This is a genomic window from Pseudomonas sp. Arb-4-2C, from assembly GCF_055755015.1.
The window spans coordinates 4,163,183-4,181,515 of sequence record NZ_CM146899.1; the positions used below are offsets into that span (position 1 = coordinate 4,163,183).

An 18,333-nucleotide genomic window follows, 5' to 3' on the forward strand; every position below is an offset into this window, starting at 1 on the left:
CGCACCGCCGATCTCGACCTTGCCCCTGTGAACCGGCAAAATGCCCGCCATGAACTCCAGCCCGCCCCTCCCCACCTGCTGCACCCCCCTCGACGCCCACTGGCCGTTGCCAAACGTGCTGTCCGACACAGTCCTGCTGAGCACCCGTTTCGACCCGAAACAACTGCTGGGCGATGATTTCCAGCGCAGCGCCATCGAGCCGCCGCCGAGTATTCAGCGCTCGGTGGCCAAGCGTCAGGCCGAGTTTCTCGCCGGGCGGATCTGCGCCCGGGCCGCGCTGCAGCAGCTCGAAGGCTCGAGCGTGATCCCGGCGATTGGCGAAGACCGCGCGCCGGTCTGGCCGGCGCACATCTGCGGCTCGATCACCCACAGCACCGGGCGCGCAGCGGCGATTGTCGCCAATAAACAGCACTGGCGCGGTCTGGGCATGGACCTGGAAAACCTGCTCGACAGCGACCGCGCCGAACGGCTGGCCGGAGAGATCCTGACCCCCGCGGAACTGCAGCGCATGGCCGCCGGTTCGCGCGAGCTTCTGGGGTTGTGGGTGACGCTGACGTTTTCGGTGAAAGAGAGCCTGTTCAAGGCGCTGTATCCGATCGTGCAAAAGCGCTTCTACTTCGAGCACGCCGAGGTACTGGAGTGGACGCAGCAGGGTCAGGTGCGTTTGCGGCTGTTGACCGATCTGTCCGGTGAGTGGCGCCATGGCACCGAACTGGAGGCGCAATTTGGTGTGCAGGACGGGCAGTTGTTGAGTCTGATGAGCATTCCTGCCTGAAGATTTGCGGTGCCTGAGAGGGCCCCTTCGCGAGCAAGCCCGCTCCCACACGTTGAAATGCACTCCCCTGTGGGAGCGAGCCTGCTCGCGAAGGCTGCATGCCTGCCACCACAACACTCAGCGGCGTTCCTGATTCCTCGGCCAGCTCAAGCTGAAGCAAGCCCCACCCAGACTCTTGCTCTTGTTGATCAGCGCCCGGCCGTCGTGCCAGTGGATGATCCGCCGCACAATCGACAGCCCCAGACCATGCCCGCCTGACGCCCGCGTGCGGCTGTCATCCAGACGCAGAAACGGGGTGAAGATGCGCTCCCACGCCGACTCCGGCACACCCGGCCCGTCATCCTCGACGTCGACCCGGCAGCGCAACTGCCCGACCTGATAGCTCACCGTGACCTTCGAGCGCGCATGGCGCATCGCGTTGCTCACTAGGTTCTGCAACGCCCGATGCAGGAAGCGCGGTTCGGCCTCGACCCAGGCGCCGTCGTTGTCCGCCGCAGACAGACACAACCCACGCTGCACCGTGACCTCGGCACGCAACGGCGCCAGCTCTTCGATCACCTGATTGACCAGTGCATCAAGATCGATGCGTTGAAAGGTCAGCGCCGGGGAACCCTGCTCCAGTCGCGCGTAGGTCAACATCTCGTCGACCAGTTTATCGAGGTCCTCGATGTCGTGGTCCATGCCCTCACGGTACTTTTCCAGCGCCTGCGCAGTGGTCGCCGAGCCGATCATCTCCAGCCCGAAACGCAGGCGCGCCACTGGCGTACGCAGTTCATGGGACACCGCACGCACCAGTTCACGCTGGATGGCCAGCAACTGCTGCAAGTGCTCGGCCATGCCGTTGAATGCTGACGCAAGGCGCCCCACCGAGTCCGCGCCGCGGGCTGGCACGCGGGTTTCCAGACTGCCCTTGGCAATGCGCGTGGCCGCTGCTTCAAGGCCGCGCAAACGCCGTTCGAGCTGACGCACCAGCAGATAAACGATCAGACCGATCAGGCTCAGACCGAGGGCGGCGATCAGTACCAGCCATTGCGGCGGGTAGGGATTCATCTGATACAGCGGGCCGATCTCCAGCACCCACGGTGTACCGACCATGCCGGCAAACACCCGGATCGAGTCCCCCCCCTTGCCCAGCGCCATCACCGTATCGCCCTCGGACACTCGTCGGCTCTGGTCTTCGTCCATGTCGGCCTCGTCCACCGTGACCAGGCGCAGGTCGAAACCGAAACCCTTCTCTTCCTTTAACTGCGCCAGCCGCCTGGGCTGTTCGCCGACCGGCACGCGCACCAGCTCATCGGCCAGCAGGTAAATAGTCGCCCGCGCCAATTGCTCGCTGATCTGCTGCACGTCACCGGTGAGCACCAATTGTTCTTTATCGCTGACCAGCCGATAGACCCGCGCCGCGTGCGGACCGGTCTGCTCCACCAGTGCCTGGCCGCGCTGCACACGGGTGCGCTGGGACAGATCGAGACCGGTCTCGGAAAACGTCTTCAGTGCCAGTGGAATCCCCAGCAGACGCTCCCACACCAGCAGCGCCCGATGACGTTCGGTTTCGTTCATCGGTTGCAGGTTGTCGGCCATCAGCGAGAACGTGCCATGGGCCAGGCGCTCGCGGTACTGCTCGCTGCGCACCTGATTGAGCAGGTGCAGCGCCAGCACACCGAGCACCGCCACCAGAATCAGCGCCGCGCACATGCCGCCGTAGATGCGCAGGAAGATCGAGTTCACAGGGCAAGATCCACGCAGGCTTCAGGAACGAACAGGTAGCCTTTGCTGCGGATGGTCTTGATCAGTCGCGGGTGGTCGGGGTCGTCGCCGATTTTCGGGCGGATCCGCGAGATGCGTACATCGATCGAACGGTCCTGGCCGTCGTAGCCGATGCCGCGCAGCGCGGTGAAGATCTCTTCGCGAGACAGGATCCGCCCGGCATTCGATACCAGCAGCCAGAGCAGGTCGAACTCGGCGCTGGTCAGTTCGATACCGCTGTCGCTGAGCCAGGCTTCGCGCAAGGCGTTGTCCACCACCAGCGGGCCGAACTGCAGGCGACGGCTTTTTTCCGCAAGGGGTTCGGCTGTGTCACTGCGTCGCAGCAAGGCCTGAATCCGCGCCAACAGCAGCCGTGGACGCACCGGTTTGCACACGTAATCGTCGGCGCCGAGGTCCAGCCCCTGGATCTGGTCGGCATCGTCAGTGCGTGCGGTGAGCATCAGGATGGGCCCGTCGTAACGGTCGCGGACCTTGCGGCAAATACTCAGACCGTCTTCACCGGGCAGCATCAGGTCGAGGATCACCAGGTCCGGCTGTTCCTTGATGATCCGCGCCGCCGCCAGCGCGCCGTTGCCCTCGATCTCCACGCGCAATCCATTGGCTTGCAGGTATTCGCGGGTGAGTTCGGCCAGACGCTGGTCGTCCTCGACTATCAATACCTGCCACGCTTCTTGCTCCACCGGTGACCTCTGCTTGCTGTTTTTATTAATAAGGAAGAACGCTCGGCCTGACTCGATTCCCGTGTGGGAGCGGGCTTGCTCGCGAAGACGGTGGCATGTTCAACATCAATGCTGCCTGACACAACGCATTCGCGAGCAAGCCCGCTCCCACAATCCTCCCGTCTTTTTGTCATCTTTTGGGAGGATAAGAATGGCGAGACACCGCTCGATTGTATAAACGGCGTACAGCCAGAACACAAGTCGCCAAATGCGTTCGGACAAGGCGGTTTTTTGTGGTAGGGTTCGCGCCCTTAAAAATCCGCTGAAGCGTTTTTCCCGAGTGAAAAACAGTGACAAACGGTCTAGCTCAGCAGGTTCGCGGCCTACACGCCAATTCCCCGTTTCACACACAATTTACGCACAGGTTTATCCACAGGTAGTACGTTGCAATCCCCCACCAAAACGCATTATCTTGTAGCCCGGGCGTAAAAAAACCCTACATGTAGGGTTTGACCCTAAAAAACCAAACACAAACCGGACAGTGAATTCAAGGCTTTTTATTGCCATTGTCGGGTTGAACCAAACGTATTTTCAGAAGCCCAAACCGCGCCTGCGGATGGCTACCGTTTTTCAGTCGACCACGACGATAACGGTACGGGTGTTGCAGTGACGAACCTGCCCCCGAAAGGAATGCGGTTTCACGCGTATCGCGCGAACCGAAGACTTCGGCATGGAAGCGGCGCCCACAAGGCCCCCTTCCTGAACTGTCCCGAAGTCGTTATGCCCGGCGCGTGCCGGTTGTAGTGCTTCAGGACGGAACGGTGGGCACCTTGATGGTGCCCAAACAAACATAGAGAACGTGGAGACACCCATGCAAACCGACACAACTCGCGAGAACCCGCAGGGCACCTTGCCGCAGGCCGCCGATTCGAATTCGGATCTGGCCGCCACCGCGCCTGGTCAACTGCGCGTGATCAAGCGTAATGGCACTGTCGTTCCTTACACCGATGACAAGATCACCGTCGCTATCACCAAAGCGTTTCTCGCAGTTGAGGGCGGCACTGCTGCCGCTTCGTCGCGAATCCACGACACCGTTGCCCGCCTGACCGAACAAGTCACCGCGACCTTCAAGCGTCGCATGCCTTCGGGCGGCACCATCCACATCGAAGAAATCCAGGACCAGGTCGAACTGGCCCTGATGCGTGCCGGCGAGCAGAAAGTTGCCCGCGACTACGTGATCTACCGCGACGGTCGTTCGAAAGAACGTGCTGCCCACGCCCCGGTCGAAGAAGCAGTCAACGCGCACCCGTCGATCCGCATCACCCGTGCCGACGGCAGCCTCGCGCCGCTGGACATGGGCCGCCTGAACACCATCGTCACCGAAGCCTGCGAAGGCCTGGCTGAAGTCGACGGCGACCTGATCCAGCGCGAAACCCTGAAAAACCTGTACGACGGCGTGGCCCTGACCGACGTCAACACCGCGCTGGTGATGACCGCTCGCACTCTGGTTGAACGTGAGCCGAACTACTCGTTCGTCACCGCCCGCCTGCTGATGGACACCCTGCGCGCCGAAGGCCTGGGCTTCCTCGAAGTGGCCGAAAGCGCCACTCACCACGAAATGGCCGACCTGTACGCCAAGGCTCTGCCGGCCTACGTCGCCAAAGGTATCGAGTTCGAACTGCTGAACCCTGTGCTGGCCACCTTCGACCTGGAAAAACTGGGCAAGGCGATCAACCACGAGCGCGATCAGCAATTCACCTACCTGGGCCTGCAAACCCTGTACGACCGTTACTTCATCCACAAGGATGGCGTGCGTTTCGAACTGCCGCAGATCTTCTTCATGCGCGTGGCCATGGGCCTGGCGATCGAAGAGAAGAACAAGGAAGAGCGTGCGATCGAGTTCTACAACCTGTTGTCGTCCTTCGACTACATGGCGTCGACTCCGACCCTGTTCAACGCCGGCACCCTGCGTCCACAACTGTCGAGCTGCTACCTGACCACCGTTCCGGATGACCTGTCGGGCATCTACCACGCGATCCACGACAACGCCATGTTGTCCAAATTCGCTGGCGGCCTGGGCAACGACTGGACGCCTGTGCGCGCTCTGGGTTCGTACATCAAGGGCACCAACGGCAAATCCCAAGGCGTGGTTCCGTTCCTCAAAGTAGTGAACGACACCGCTGTAGCCGTTAACCAGGGTGGCAAGCGCAAGGGCGCTGTGTGTGCCTACCTGGAAACCTGGCACATGGACATCGAAGAGTTCATCGAACTGCGCAAGAACACCGGTGATGATCGTCGTCGTACCCACGACATGAACACCGCCAACTGGATCCCTGACCTGTTCATGAAGCGCGTCTTCGATGACGGCAAGTGGACCCTGTTCTCGCCATCCGAAGTACCGGACCTGCACGACCTGACCGGTAAAGCCTTCGAAGAGCGCTACGAGTACTACGAAGCCCTGACCGAATACCCGGGCAAGGTCAAGCTGTTCAAGACCATCCAGGCCAAAGACCTGTGGCGCAAAATGCTCTCCATGCTGTTTGAAACCGGCCACCCATGGCTGACTTTCAAAGACCCGTGCAACCTGCGCAGCCCGCAGCAGCACGTCGGCGTGGTTCACAGCTCGAACCTGTGCACCGAGATCACCTTGAACACCAACAAGGACGAGATCGCCGTTTGCAACCTGGGTTCGATCAACCTGCCGAACCACATCGTCGACGGCAAGCTGGACACCGCCAAGCTGCAACGCACCGTGAACACCGCCGTGCGCATGCTCGATAACGTGATCGACATCAACTACTACTCGGTGCCGCAAGCGAAGAACTCCAACTTCAAGCACCGTCCGGTCGGTCTGGGCATCATGGGCTTCCAGGACGCCTTGTACCTGCAGCACATTCCTTACGGTTCCGACGCTGCCGTCGAGTTCGCCGACAAGTCGATGGAAGCGGTCAGCTACTATGCGATCCAGGCTTCCTGCGACCTGGCTGACGAGCGCGGCGCGTACGAGACGTTCAAAGGCTCGCTGTGGTCCAAAGGCATTCTGCCGCTGGATTCGCAACAGATCCTGATCGAGGCTCGTGGCCAGAAGTACATCGACGTTGACCTGAACGAAACCCTGGACTGGGCACCGGTTCGCGCCCGTGTACAGAAAGGCATTCGTAACTCCAACATCATGGCCATCGCTCCGACCGCCACCATCGCCAACATCACTGGCGTCTCGCAGTCGATCGAACCGACCTACCAGAACCTGTATGTGAAATCGAACCTGTCGGGCGAATTCACCGTGATCAACCCGTACCTGGTTCGCGACCTCAAGGCTCGCGGCCTGTGGGACTCGGTCATGATCAACGACCTGAAGTACTACGACGGTTCGGTTCAACAGATCGAGCGCATCCCGCAAGAACTCAAAGAGCTCTACGCGACCGCGTTCGAAGTGGACACCAAGTGGATCGTTGACGCCGCCAGCCGCCGTCAGAAGTGGATCGACCAGGCCCAGTCGCTGAACCTGTACATCGCCGGCGCATCGGGCAAGAAGCTCGACGTGACCTACCGCATGGCCTGGTACCGTGGCCTGAAAACCACTTACTACCTCCGTGCCCTGGCCGCGACCAGCACCGAGAAGTCGACCATCAACACCGGCAAGCTGAACGCTGTTTCCAGCGGCGGCAACCACGGCGACGATTCGGTTCTGGCAGCGCCTGCCGGTCCGGCGCCAGTGCCAAAGGCTTGCGCGATCGACGAGCCGGATTGCGAAGCTTGCCAATAAGCTGAGCTGAATCAGGCGTTGCGAGACGCCTGATACATTCCAGGCAAAAGAAAACCCCCGACAGACTTCTGGTTTGTCGGGGGTTTTTTCTTTTGCTCCGTCAAAAAACAGCGAAACCCGGTGACAGGCTTCGCCGTTAATTATTAAGGCAAGCTAACTTCAGACCATAAACGACCCGGCCATTGCCTGCCCCACAACCGGAATGGTGAACGTCTCACCATTGGCTGTCGCAAAGGTTTCGATGGTGTTTGAACCCGCATACCAGTCAGCAAGAATCACCGCGTTGTTCTGCTTGCCCGCATTCCACTCCACGGCGTTGAAGATGTAGGCATTGGTACCGTCGGTCTTGATGATCACATCCGCATACGACTTGATATTCGTCAGCTCGACTTTATCGCCACCCTGAAGGCCATCATCCTTGATCATCACATTGGTCGAGGAATACACCTTGTAGGTATCGCTGCCTTCACCCCCGTAGGCGAAACCACCGCCGAGCATAATCAACGTGTCGGAACCGGCGCCGCCAAACAGCTGATACTCAGGCCCCGTACCTACCAGCGAATCACTGCCGTCATCACCGTATGCGGTACCGGCGTACACGGTGATGTCGTCGTTACCGGCATCGCCATGCAGAACACTGCCGACATCGTTGTTGGCGCTGAACATGCTGTCGTTGCCATTGCCGCCAAACAGCTGATCCGCCTCGGCCGGGCCGCTGCGATCCGGACCATTGATGGCATAGGGCTCGTAGTTGCCGCCGTAAATCGAGTCGTTGCCATCTCCGCCATAGACCAGGTCATTACCTTCGCCGCCATAGAGAACGTTCCAGCCGGCGTTACCGGTCAGCGTGTCATTGAATGACGAGCCGTGAAGCCCTTCGATATTGACCAGTACATCACCGCTCGCATCGCCTCCAGTGACCGTATTGGCCAGCAGGTTGATTTGCACCGCCGCCGAGCTGCCGATGTACCAGGCTTCGTCGGAAACACCCGCACCGCCATCGATAAAATCAGCGCCCTTGCCACCAATGAACGTCTCGGAGCCGGCGCCGCCGATCAACGTATCGTTGAACGCAGTACCTTCCCAGTTTTCGATGTTGGTGTAAGTGTCGCCCGCTGCGGCACCGGTCAGTGGCTGAGTGAGATCGAGGGTGATGGCCGAGCTTTCAAAGGCAAAGCTGACCGTGTCGCGCCCAAATGCTCCGTCGAAATTGTTGACCTGATCGTTACCGATGAACGTGTCGTCGCGTCCCGAGCCGACGAACTTCTCGATGCTCTGGAAGGTATCGCCCTTGGCAATCGCGGTGTGCTCACCCGTCTTGAGATTGATGACCACCCCCACCGGTCCAATGTCGTTATAGCTGACAGTATCGAAACCCTCGCCACCGATGAACGTGTCGCCGCCATCGCCGCCCATCAATATGTCATCCCCGGCACCGCCCGTGATGACGTTATCCAGCGCATTGCCTCGCGCCTGGAACATCCCGGTACCGGTAAAGGTCAAGCGCTCGATCCCGGCATTCATGAGGTAGTAGGACTGATTGGTGCGCACTTCATCATTGCCGCCGCCAGCCAGTTCGATGATCGCGCCATAGTTTGCATTGTTGAGGACGTAAACATCGTCGCCCATGCCGCCTTGCACGGTGAAACCGGTCGAGTTGGCATTGGCGATGAAGACGTCGTTGTAGGCCGAGCCGATGATGTTCTCGATACCATAAAAGCTGTCGCCCTCGGCATCGCCACCAGTGCCCGTGCCAGAGCCGACACCGGAAGCCCCCAACGTCAGTGTCACGGCCTGGGCGGATTGCGAGTAATCCGCCACATCAACGCCAGTACCACCATCGAACTTGTCCGCGCCAGCGCCGGCGATAAACGTATCGGCGTACTGCGTGCCGCGAATCAGTTCGATATCGGTGTAGGTATCACCTGCCGCGATGCCGCTGTATACGCCCGTCTTGAAATTGAGCGTAACCGCCACAGTGCTGTCGTCATAACTGACGGTGTCAGTTCCGGCACCACCGAAAAAGCTGTCCGCGCCTGCGCCGCCCATCAAGGTATCGTTGCCCACGCCACCGGTAATGATGTTGTCGCCGGCATTGCCGCGACCGGTGAAGTTGCCAGTACCGGTGTAAGTCAGACGCTCGACGTTGTTGTGCAGCCCCATGCTGAGCTGGTTGGTACGCACTTCGTCGTCGCCGCCACCCTGCGCTTCGACAATCACTGCCGATGCACCGGTGTTGACGATGTAGACGTCATTGCCCGCGCCTCCCTGCAAGGTGAAGGAGCCGGACGTCGAGGAGTTGAACACATCGTCATACGCCGAACCGATCACCTTCTCGATACCCGAGAACGAATCGCCTTCGGCATCACCACCGGCTCCGGTGCCGCTTCCGGAGACCAGCGTGAGGTTGATGGCAGCGCCAGATTGCGAGTAGTCGACGATATCCATGTTGTCCGCCCCCGTTGTACCGCCATCGAACTTGTCGACACCAACACCGGCCAGGAACGTGTCACTGTATTTGGAGCCGCGAATGACTTCGATGCCATCAAAGGTATCGCCCGCGGCAATGCCCGTGTGAACACCGGTTTTCTGGTTGATGGTCACGCCCACAGTGGAATCGTCGTAGGAGACAGTATCGATCCCCGCACCACCGATGAAGACATCGGCGCCCGCCCCTCCCATCAACAGGTCATTGCCAATGCCACCGGTGATGATGTTGTTGCCAGCATTGCCTGTACCGGTGAAGTTGCCGGTGCCGGTATAGGTCAGGCGTTCGACTTCGGCACTCAAGGTCATGGTAGTCAGCGAGGTGCGAATTTCGTCATCACCACCCCCCGCCAGTTCGATTATCGACTGATTGGGCGAGCCGTTGATGATGTACAGATCGTTCCCCGCCCCGCCCTCGAACAGGGAAGCTGCGGAGCCAGTGGTGAATACATCGTTCTGGGCCGAACCGACGATTTTCTCGATGTTGGTAAACGTATCGCCCTGCGCGTCACCACCCTGACCGCTGCCAGTGCCGAGCGTGGTAAGGGTGATGTTCACCGCCTGCGTCGACAACGAATAATCGACGGTATCGACACCACCTGTCGTGCCGCCATCAAAGATGTTGGCCTCCGTGCCACTGAAGAACGTGTCACCGTTCTTGCTGCCACGAATGATTTCGATACCGGAGAAGGTATCGCCTGCGGCGAAGCCGGTGTGCACACCGGTTTTCAGGTTGACCGTGACACCCGCTGCGAGGCTGTCCTCATAGCTGGCAGTGTCGATGCCGGCGCCACCAATCAATTGGTCGGCACCTGCACCGCCGCTCAGCACATCGTTGCCAGCGCCGCCAGTGATGATGTTGTTGCCCGCGTTGCCAGTACCGGTGAAGTTGCCGGTACCGGTATACGTCAGGCGCTCGACTTCGCCGCTCATCCCCATGCTGGTCTGATTGGTACGGATTTCATCGTCGCCGCCACCAACGGCTTCACCGATGCCACCTGCCCAAGGGCCATTGATGATATAGACGTCGTTGCCGGCGCCACCAATGACGCTGGTGCTGCCAGAGTTCAGGGTAAAGACATCATCGAATGCCGTACCGGTGACCAGATCCATGTTGCTGAATGTATCACCCTGCGCATCGCCGCCCAGACCGGTGCCGTTGGCGCCCGTCAATGTCAGGTTGATTGCCTGCTCGGAGCTGGCGTAACTCAAGGTGTCGTAGCCAATCACACCATCAAACGAGTTGGCCGAGGCATCGGCGACAAAGCTGTCGGTGTAGCTGGTACCACGAAACGCCTCGATACCGACAAACGTATCGCCCGCCGCCAGACCAGTGTGAACCCCGGTTTTCAGGTTGATCGTCACGCCGATGCCCTGGTTGGCGTCCTCGTAGCTGGCCGTGTCAAAACCTGCGCCGCCAATCAACTGGTCAGCACCTGCACCACCGATCAGCACGTCATTACCGACGCCGCCAGTGATGATGTTGTTACCCGCGTTGCCAGTACCGCTGAAGTTACCGGTGCCGGTATACGTCAGGCGCTCGATTTCGCCAGGCATGGACACTTTGGGCTGGTTGGTGCGGATTTCATCGTCACCGCCACCAACGGCTTCACCGATGCCACCTGCCCAGGGACCATTGAGGATATAGACGTCGTTGCCGGCGCCACCACTGACGCTGGTGCTGCCAGAGTTCAGGGTAAAGACATCATCGAATGCCGTACCGATGACCAGGTCCATGTTGCTGAATGTATCACCCTGCGCATCACCGCCCAGACCGGTGCCGTTGGCGCCCGTCAATGTCAGGTTGATTGCCTGCTCGGAGGTGGCGTAACTCAAGGTGTCGTAGCCGATCACACCATCAAACGAGTTGGCCGAGGCATCGGCGACAAAGTTGTCGGTGTAGCTGGTACCACGAAACGCCTCGATACCGACGAACGTATCGCCCGCCGCCAGACCAGTGTGAACCCCGGTTTTCAGGTTGATCGTCACGCCGATGCCCTGGTTGGCGTCTTCGTAGCTGGCCGTGTCAAAACCTGCGCCGCCATTGAGCTGATCAGCCCCTTCGCCGCCGATGAGAAGGTCGTTGCCATCCCCACCATTCAACACATCATCACCTGCCAAACCACGTATCTGGTCATCGCCGGCGGTACCTGCCAGCGTATCTGCACCATTGGACCCGTAAATTACCGCCATTACATCTTCCTTGTGTGAGTGTGTTTGTGTTGGAAACTGCGTTGAATTGCCCGGTGCTACGGGGGTCACCCTCTCTTGTGCACGCAAGGCCTGGTTGCGAAAAGGCTTGAGCATCGCGAAAAATCCGACGGATTTGTGCTGGGTCGGTCATGCGCGACACGGTCAGGGAAATCACCGCGCACGACGGCTGCGCCATGGTTGCGGCGTGCAGCCGGCAACAGGAGAAATGGTTTCAATTGGCTTGAATGAGGCATCACCGACAGGAAAATCGGCGATGCCCGGACAGTGCGGGGGTATAGAGCCAGACCGGCGACGTAAGGTATTGGCACCGCGGCGGGCGCACTGACGGCTTTATGACTGTTCAACGTGTCGCATCCCTGATGACTAATGACGGCTTCCGAGCCACCGAACCCTGAGCCCGGCTTGAAAATATGCGCTGCGAATGAAAGTTTGACGCGCGCCACCACTGCTCCGCGAGAGTGCAAGTTCCGCACCACAGCGACCGACGAACGGTAGAAAACTGAACACACGTCCCAAATAACGCGCATAAAAAAACCGACGCCTTGGGGCGTCGGTTTTCGGTGCTGCGATCAGATCACATCAAGTCATCTGAATGATGGTCTGCATGATGGTGCTCTGAGTGGAGATTGTCTTGGCGTTTGCCTGATAGTTGCTCTGGCCCTTGATCAGGTCTACCAGCTCATTGGTCAGGTTAACGTTGGACTCTTCCAGCGAGTTGGACGAGATCGAACCCAAAGTACCGGTTTCCGGCGCATCGTAACCTGGAATACCCGACGCGAACGTCTCTTTCCAGCTGGTACCACCGATAGCCTGCAGGCCTTGTTCGTTGGTGAAGCTGGCCAGCGCAACCTGGCCGATGGCCTTGTTCTGATTGTTGCTGAAGTTGGCGAACAAGGTACCGGTACCGTCGATGCTCAGGTTGGTGATCTGGCCAGTGGCATAACCGTCCTGAGTCGGGATGGTGCGCGTGGTATCAGCATTGTATTGAGTGGTCAGGGCCATGGAAATGGTCACACCATTGGTGTTTGCCGATGCGCCGTTAGGCGTAAAGACACCGTTGGTCACTGTGCCTGGCTTCCAGTTTTTCAGGGTCAGGTCACTGCTGATCGTCGGGGTGCCCGGAGTCGCCGGATTAGGTGTGCTGATCTGAGTCAGTTTGCCTGCGGAGTCAAAGGTCATGGTGGACGCCACCGGCGGGGTGGTTTTCGGATCGCTACCGGTAGCATCCGGGTTGCGCCCGTCTACCAGGGTGTAAACCTTCCAGGTGTTTTGACCCGTCTTCACAAAGTACTGATCCATGACGTGCGAGTTGCCCTGAGTGTCATAGATCGGGGTGCTGAACGACTTGGTGTAAGTTGCCAGCGTGTTTGGATCGAATACCACGGCGTTGGCGCCGGTATCGTTGATCACCGGGGCCGACGAGTTGAGGTTGATACTCGACGTCACCGTCGAACTCGACTTCGGTGCCAGGTTCGAGGTGTCGATCTTCAGGTCAGTCAGCACGCCGTTGATGATCTTGCCGTTGGCATCCACACCGTAACCCTGCAGACGCGAGGTGTAGTCGGTGTTGGTGATGAAACCTTTATCGTCGACCTTGAACGTACCGGCACGGGTGTAGGAGATCGAGCCATTGTTGCTCATGGTGAAGAAGCCGGAACCGTTGATGCCCATGTCCAGCACGTTACCGGTGTTGCTGATGTCACCCTGGGTGAATTGCTGCGAAACGTTGGCCAGGCGCACGCCATTGCCGATCACTTTGCTGCCAGTACCCAAGCGAGTTGCCGAATAAACGTCTTCGAATTCCGCACGGGACGATTTGAAACCGGCGGTCGCGACGTTGGCGATGTTGTTACCCGTCACGTCCAGTTGTTTGTTGGCTGCATAGAGACCGCTAAGGCCGATATTGAAAGACATATTCCACTCCTTTGTGCCGGTTAATCGGCTCTATATACCAATGGTTTGTACTTTGGACAGGGCGACGGAGCCCTTGCCGGACAGGTTGAGCATCAGCTCGCCACCGGTCTGGCTGATGGTCACGCTGTTGACGGTGGCCGGCAGATAGGTGGCCAGATCCGTCGCGGTGCCGTTGATCGGCGCGTTGGCCTTGAAGGTGTAAGTACCCACGGGCACCAGATTGCCGGACGAGTCCTTGCCGTCCCAAGTGAAGCTGGCGCTGCCGGCTGCGCGGCTGCCCAGATCAATGGTGCGCACAGTTGCGCCGGTGCTGTCGGTGATCGTCACGGTGCCGCCGGCAATCGACGAAGGCACGGTCGCCGAACCGGTCAGGCCTTTGCTCGGGTCGTCGAGCTGCGCGGTATTGGTCTGCACGATCACGTTGCGACCCACCAGCGACGACGCCTGCAACGCCTGCGACGAGTTGTAGTTGCCGGCCAGCGAGCTGACCGTGCTGTTGAGGGTGGTAATGCCCTCAAGGCTGCTGAACTGCGCCAACTGCGCAACGAATGCGCTGTTGTCCTGCGGATCGAGCGGGTTCTGGTTTTTCAGCTGGGTCACCAGCAATTGCAAGAACGCATCCTTGCCCAGAGCCTGGCCGCCGGTGGAACTGTTAGTCGCTGAAGCAATGCCATCCACTGTTGATCCACTGGTCTTTTTCGACGAGTTGGACAGCAGATCCTTCATGCTTATGGTGTTGCTGGTATCGGAAACACTCATCGCAGTCGTCCCTTATTACTGACCGAGGGTCAGTACCTTCTGCATCATGGTCTTGGCGGTGTTCATCATTTCGGCGTTGGTCTGGAACGACCGGCTCGCGGAAATCATGTCAGCCATTTCTTCCACCACGTTGACGTTCGGGTAGTAGACGTAGCCTTTGGCGTCAGCAGCCGGATGGTTCGGCTCGTAGCGCGCTTCAAGGTTGCTCTGGTCTTCGACCACGCCGAGCACCTGTACGCCCTGGCCCGCGGCGTCCTGGCTCTGGAACAGCGAGTTGCTGCCGCTGTTCTGACCGCCCTGGAACATGGTGGCGAACACCGGGTGACGGGCGCGATAGGTCTGGTCGATGCTCGAGGAGACGGTTTCGGCGTTGGCGATGTTCGAAGCCACGGTGTTCAGACGCGTGGTTTGTGCGCTCATGCCGCTGCCGGCAATGTTGAAAACGCTGGACAGGGACATGGATTACTCTCCGCGCAGGGCTGACACCAGCCCTTTGAATTTGCTGTTGAGCAGGGTGAAGCTGGCCTGGAAGCCGACGGCGTTTTCCGCGTAGTTGGACTGTTCCAGCTGAGCGTCCACGGTGTTCTGGTCGATCGAAGGCTGCATCGGCGTGCGATACATCAGCGACTCGTCGCCATTGCCCAGGCCTTCAGCTTCGATGTGACGGCTGTTGGTCATGTTCAGGGCGATGGTGCCGTTGGCGTTCTTCTGGCTCTGTGCTTCGAGCACTTTGGAGAAGTCCAGATCCCGAGCCTTGTAGTTCGGGGTATCGGCGTTGGCGATGTTGTTGGCCAGGACTTCAGCACGCTGGGCGCGGAAGCCCAGTGCTTTTTCGTGAATGCCGAGCGCTTTGTCGAAGCTGATGCTCATGTCGGGAACCTTCGGGTGACCGGTTTTTCGTATCTGAGCTTTAGCAAGCGCCGTGCCAAACAGAAAAACCCCCATAAACCGGGGCTTTGCGAGCAATCGGCAACGCGGCAATGCCAGAAAAGCGGCAACCGGTTTCCGCTGGCTGCCGCTTTTCTGCCGCTTGCCCTCCCCTCTCACCCACACCACAGACCCACTGTGGGAGCGAGCCTGCTCGCGAAAGCGTCGAGTCAGTCGATATCTGTTTTTCTGACACACCGCATTCGCGAGCAGGCTCGCTCCCACAGGGGCTTGTGGTGATTGGGGATTAAACGCCGGGCACAAAAAACGGGAGGCCTTTGAGGGCCTCCCGTTTTTTTGTATTGCCGCCGCCAATCACTTGGCCTGGTAAATGATCCCCGGGCTGCACTGGACCATCTGGTAATGATCCGGCAAACCGTTCAGCGCTTCGGAGGCGCCAAGGAACAGATACCCGCCAGGCTTGAGCGTGCCGTGAATGCGCAACAGGATGTCTTTCTTCACCTCGGCGGAGAAGTAGATCAGCACGTTGCGGCAGAACACGATGTCGAACTTGCCCAGCGCTGCATAGCTGTCGAGCAGGTTGAACGAACGGAATTCCACCCGGTTCTTGATCGGCGCCTTGATCACCCAGCGCCCCGGCCCTTTCGGGTCGAAGTAACGCTGCAGTCGATCAGCGGACAAACCGCGACCGATTGCCAGGCTGTCGTACTCGCCGGTCTTGCAGTTGGTCAGCATGCTGCCGGACAAGTCCGTGGCAACGATCTGCACGCCCATCTTCAACTGGCCGAGGTTGCTCCGCTCGAACTCATCGATCGACATCGACAGCGAATACGGTTCCTGCCCCGACGAGCATGCCGCCGACCAGATCCGCAGACGCTGGTTGGGACTGGCCTTGATCGCTTCAGGCAGCACCTTGTTCTTCAAGACTTCAAACGGATAGGTGTCACGAAACCACAGGGTTTCGTTGGTCGTCATGGCATCGACCACCTGCTCGCGCAAACCGCTGCGCGGCTGGGTCTGGATGCGCTGTACCAGCTCACCCAGGGACTTGATGCCTTGCTGCTCCATCAGTTTGTTGAGACGGCTCGAGACCAGGTACTGCTTGTTTTCACCGAGCAAAATGCCACAGGCTTTTTCCAGGAAGACCCGGAACTGTTCGAAATCCAAATTACCCGTAGACAATGATGCCGCCTCTTAAATCGTGTTGACCGCCAGGGGCAGAAGGCCCCTAGCTGATATCTGCTGCTTTGATCCGGTCGACTACCCGGGATGCCAGGTCATCAGGACGGAATTTGGCCAGGAAGTCATCGGCACCGACTTTCTTGACCATCGCCTGATTGAATACCCCCGACAACGAAGTATGCAGGATGATATGAAGCTTTTGCATGCGCGGGTCGTTGCGGATTTCCGCCGTCAGGGTGTACCCGTCCATCTCCGGCATCTCGATGTCGGAAATCATCATCAGGAACTCGTCTTCCGGTTTCTTGCCCTCATCGACCAGCTTGCGCAGGTAATCCAGCGCCTGCTTGCCGTCGTTCAGCGCCACCACTTCGACACCGACCGTCTGCAGGCAACGCGTGACCTGCTTGCGTGCCACCGACGAGTCATCGACCGTCAGCACCCGCAGCGACAGCGCCTTGCTCTGGGTCTCGACATCGACCACGCCGACCGAAATCGCTTCCGGCGTCGGCGCAACTTCCGCCAGCACCTTCTCGACGTCGATGATTTCGACTAACTGATTGTCGACCCGAGTCACAGCCGTCAGGTAGTGATCGCGACCCGTGCCCTTGGGCGGCGGATGGATCTCCTCCCAGTTCATGTTGACGATGCGTTCCACCGAGCGGACCAGGAAACCCTGGGTCTTGGTGTTGTACTCCGTGATGATCACGAACGGGTTGTTCTTGTCTTTCAACGCACCCGAGCCGGTCGCCATTGCCAGATCAAGGATCGGAATGGTCGCCCCCCGGATATTCGCCACCCCGCACACGACAGGACTGGACTTGGGCATCAACGTCAGCGACGGGCATTGCAGCACTTCCCGCACCTTGAACACGTTGATTCCGTAGAGCTGCTGACCGTCGAGACGGAACAACAACAGCTCCAGGCGATTCTGCCCCACCAGTTGCGTGCGCTGGTTCACCGAATCCATTACACCAGCCATGCCCAGACTCCTACACCAACGCCAAGTGTTGTTGCGACGCACATTCATTGCTAAACGGCACGGCGCTTGCTTTTTAACTCGTATGAACGCTCAAACGACATTTTTTCGACGCCTGACCTCCCGCACCCGCAAAGCGCTGTGCGCGGTGTCCGCCGTCTGCTTCTTTTTCGCTGGCAGCCCTGCCGGTGCTGATACGGTTACCTTGCCTGACATGCTTATCGGCGTCACTCAGGGCTTTCTTGAGTTCACCGTAGAAGACTATCTGGCCACCAGTCAAACGGAAGGCCGCTACGAAATCGAGGTCAACCAGCTCGACCCGCGTATGCGCATGCCTATGTGCGACAAGGAATTGACAGCGTCGCTGGAGAGTCCGGCACGTCCGCTGGGCCGGGTAACGGTCAAGGTTCGCTGCGAGGGAAGCTCGCCGTGGACGGTGTTCGTGCCCGCTCAAGTCCGCCTGTTTCGCGAGATTGTCACCACTACCCGACCCCTCAAACGTGCCGGGATTATCGAACCGCAGGACGTGACCTTGCGTGAACGCGACGTCAGTCAGATCAATCAAGGTTTTTTGACGTCGGTGGATGAAGCCATCGGACAGAAATTGACCCGACCAACGGTAGCCGATCAGGTCATTACGCTGGTGCACCTGGAACAGGCAGAAGTGGTGCGCAAGGGTGATCAAGTGGTCATCATCGCCCGCAGCGGTACGCTCGCCGTGCGCATGCCCGGCGAGGCCCTGGCCAATGGCGGCCTGAAAGAACAGATTCGAGTGAAAAACCTCAACTCCAACCGAGTGATCAAGGCGCAAGTCATCGCGCCGGGCCAGGTGGAAGTGGCCATGTAAAACGCTCACGCAGAAAACTGGCGCCAGCCCCGTTGCTTCCCTAAACTGTGCCGCAGCAGGGCACGCTTCGGCGCAGACAGCTCATTGCAAATGAGCCTA

Annotated in this window: 12 protein-coding genes; 3 read left to right on the forward strand and 9 right to left on the reverse strand. The window is 59.2% G+C overall.

Translation table 11 applies throughout. The annotated features are described in order from the left end of the window. Positions 1-49 precede the first annotated feature (49 nt). Positions 50-775, forward strand: a complete 726-nt coding sequence (locus AC0J41_RS18815; protein WP_473013285.1) for a 4'-phosphopantetheinyl transferase family protein — start codon at positions 50-52, stop codon at positions 773-775. Between the two features lie 117 nt (positions 776-892). On the opposite strand, the gene AC0J41_RS18820 is transcribed toward AC0J41_RS18815, so the two are convergent. Further along, the gene (locus AC0J41_RS18820; RefSeq protein ID WP_025112936.1) at positions 893-2,503 is read right to left on the reverse strand and encodes an ATP-binding protein; all 1,611 of its coding nucleotides are present in this window, start codon (positions 2,501-2,503) and stop codon (positions 893-895) included. Then, on the reverse strand, positions 2,500-3,222 hold the full coding sequence (locus tag AC0J41_RS18825) for a response regulator (RefSeq protein ID WP_102354197.1): 723 nt from the start codon (positions 3,220-3,222) through the stop codon (positions 2,500-2,502). The genes AC0J41_RS18820 and AC0J41_RS18825 overlap by 4 nt, the downstream gene beginning before the upstream one ends. A gap of 850 nt (positions 3,223-4,072) precedes the next feature. On the opposite strand from AC0J41_RS18825, the gene AC0J41_RS18830 reads away from it, so the two are divergent. Beyond that, complete coding sequence (locus tag AC0J41_RS18830; protein WP_029977849.1) at positions 4,073-6,967, forward strand: ribonucleoside-diphosphate reductase subunit alpha; 2,895 nt, start codon at positions 4,073-4,075, stop codon at positions 6,965-6,967. A gap of 159 nt (positions 6,968-7,126) precedes the next feature. On the opposite strand, the gene AC0J41_RS18835 is transcribed toward AC0J41_RS18830, so the two are convergent. The 7 genes from AC0J41_RS18835 to AC0J41_RS18865 all read right to left on the reverse strand — a co-directional run bounded on the left by AC0J41_RS18835 (position 7,127) and on the right by AC0J41_RS18865 (position 17,390). Further along, positions 7,127-11,647 carry a beta strand repeat-containing protein gene (locus tag AC0J41_RS18835; protein ID WP_473013286.1) on the reverse strand — a complete coding sequence of 1,507 codons (4,521 nt, stop codon included), beginning with the start codon at positions 11,645-11,647 and terminating at the stop codon, positions 7,127-7,129. Positions 11,648-12,247: 600 nt separating this feature from the next. Continuing rightward, positions 12,248-13,582 carry a flagellar hook protein FlgE gene (flgE, locus tag AC0J41_RS18840; RefSeq protein ID WP_025112933.1) on the reverse strand — a complete coding sequence of 445 codons (1,335 nt, stop codon included), beginning with the start codon at positions 13,580-13,582 and terminating at the stop codon, positions 12,248-12,250. A 30-nt stretch (positions 13,583-13,612) separates the two neighbouring features. Next, a complete protein-coding gene (gene flgD, locus AC0J41_RS18845) occupies positions 13,613-14,341 on the reverse strand; it encodes a flagellar hook assembly protein FlgD (RefSeq protein WP_025112932.1) in 729 nt (242 codons plus the stop codon). A 15-nt stretch (positions 14,342-14,356) separates the two neighbouring features. After that, positions 14,357-14,800, reverse strand: coding sequence for a flagellar basal body rod protein FlgC (gene flgC, locus AC0J41_RS18850; protein ID WP_003227217.1), 444 nt, complete (start codon positions 14,798-14,800; stop codon positions 14,357-14,359). A gap of 3 nt (positions 14,801-14,803) precedes the next feature. Next, positions 14,804-15,211: a flagellar basal body rod protein FlgB gene (flgB, locus tag AC0J41_RS18855; protein ID WP_025112931.1), complete on the reverse strand. Its 408-nt coding sequence runs from the start codon at positions 15,209-15,211 to the stop codon at positions 14,804-14,806. A gap of 372 nt (positions 15,212-15,583) precedes the next feature. After that, positions 15,584-16,411 (reverse strand): protein-glutamate O-methyltransferase CheR, encoded by an 828-nt coding sequence (gene cheR, locus AC0J41_RS18860; RefSeq protein WP_025112930.1) that lies wholly within the window; start codon positions 16,409-16,411, stop codon positions 15,584-15,586. 46 nt (positions 16,412-16,457) lie between these two features. Continuing rightward, on the reverse strand, positions 16,458-17,390 hold the full coding sequence (locus AC0J41_RS18865) for a chemotaxis protein CheV (RefSeq protein WP_025112929.1): 933 nt from the start codon (positions 17,388-17,390) through the stop codon (positions 16,458-16,460). Between the two features lie 82 nt (positions 17,391-17,472). Between AC0J41_RS18865 and flgA the strand changes: the two genes are divergently transcribed. After that, positions 17,473-18,234: a flagellar basal body P-ring formation chaperone FlgA gene (gene flgA, locus AC0J41_RS18870; protein ID WP_025112928.1), complete on the forward strand. Its 762-nt coding sequence runs from the start codon at positions 17,473-17,475 to the stop codon at positions 18,232-18,234. Positions 18,235-18,333 lie beyond the last annotated feature (99 nt).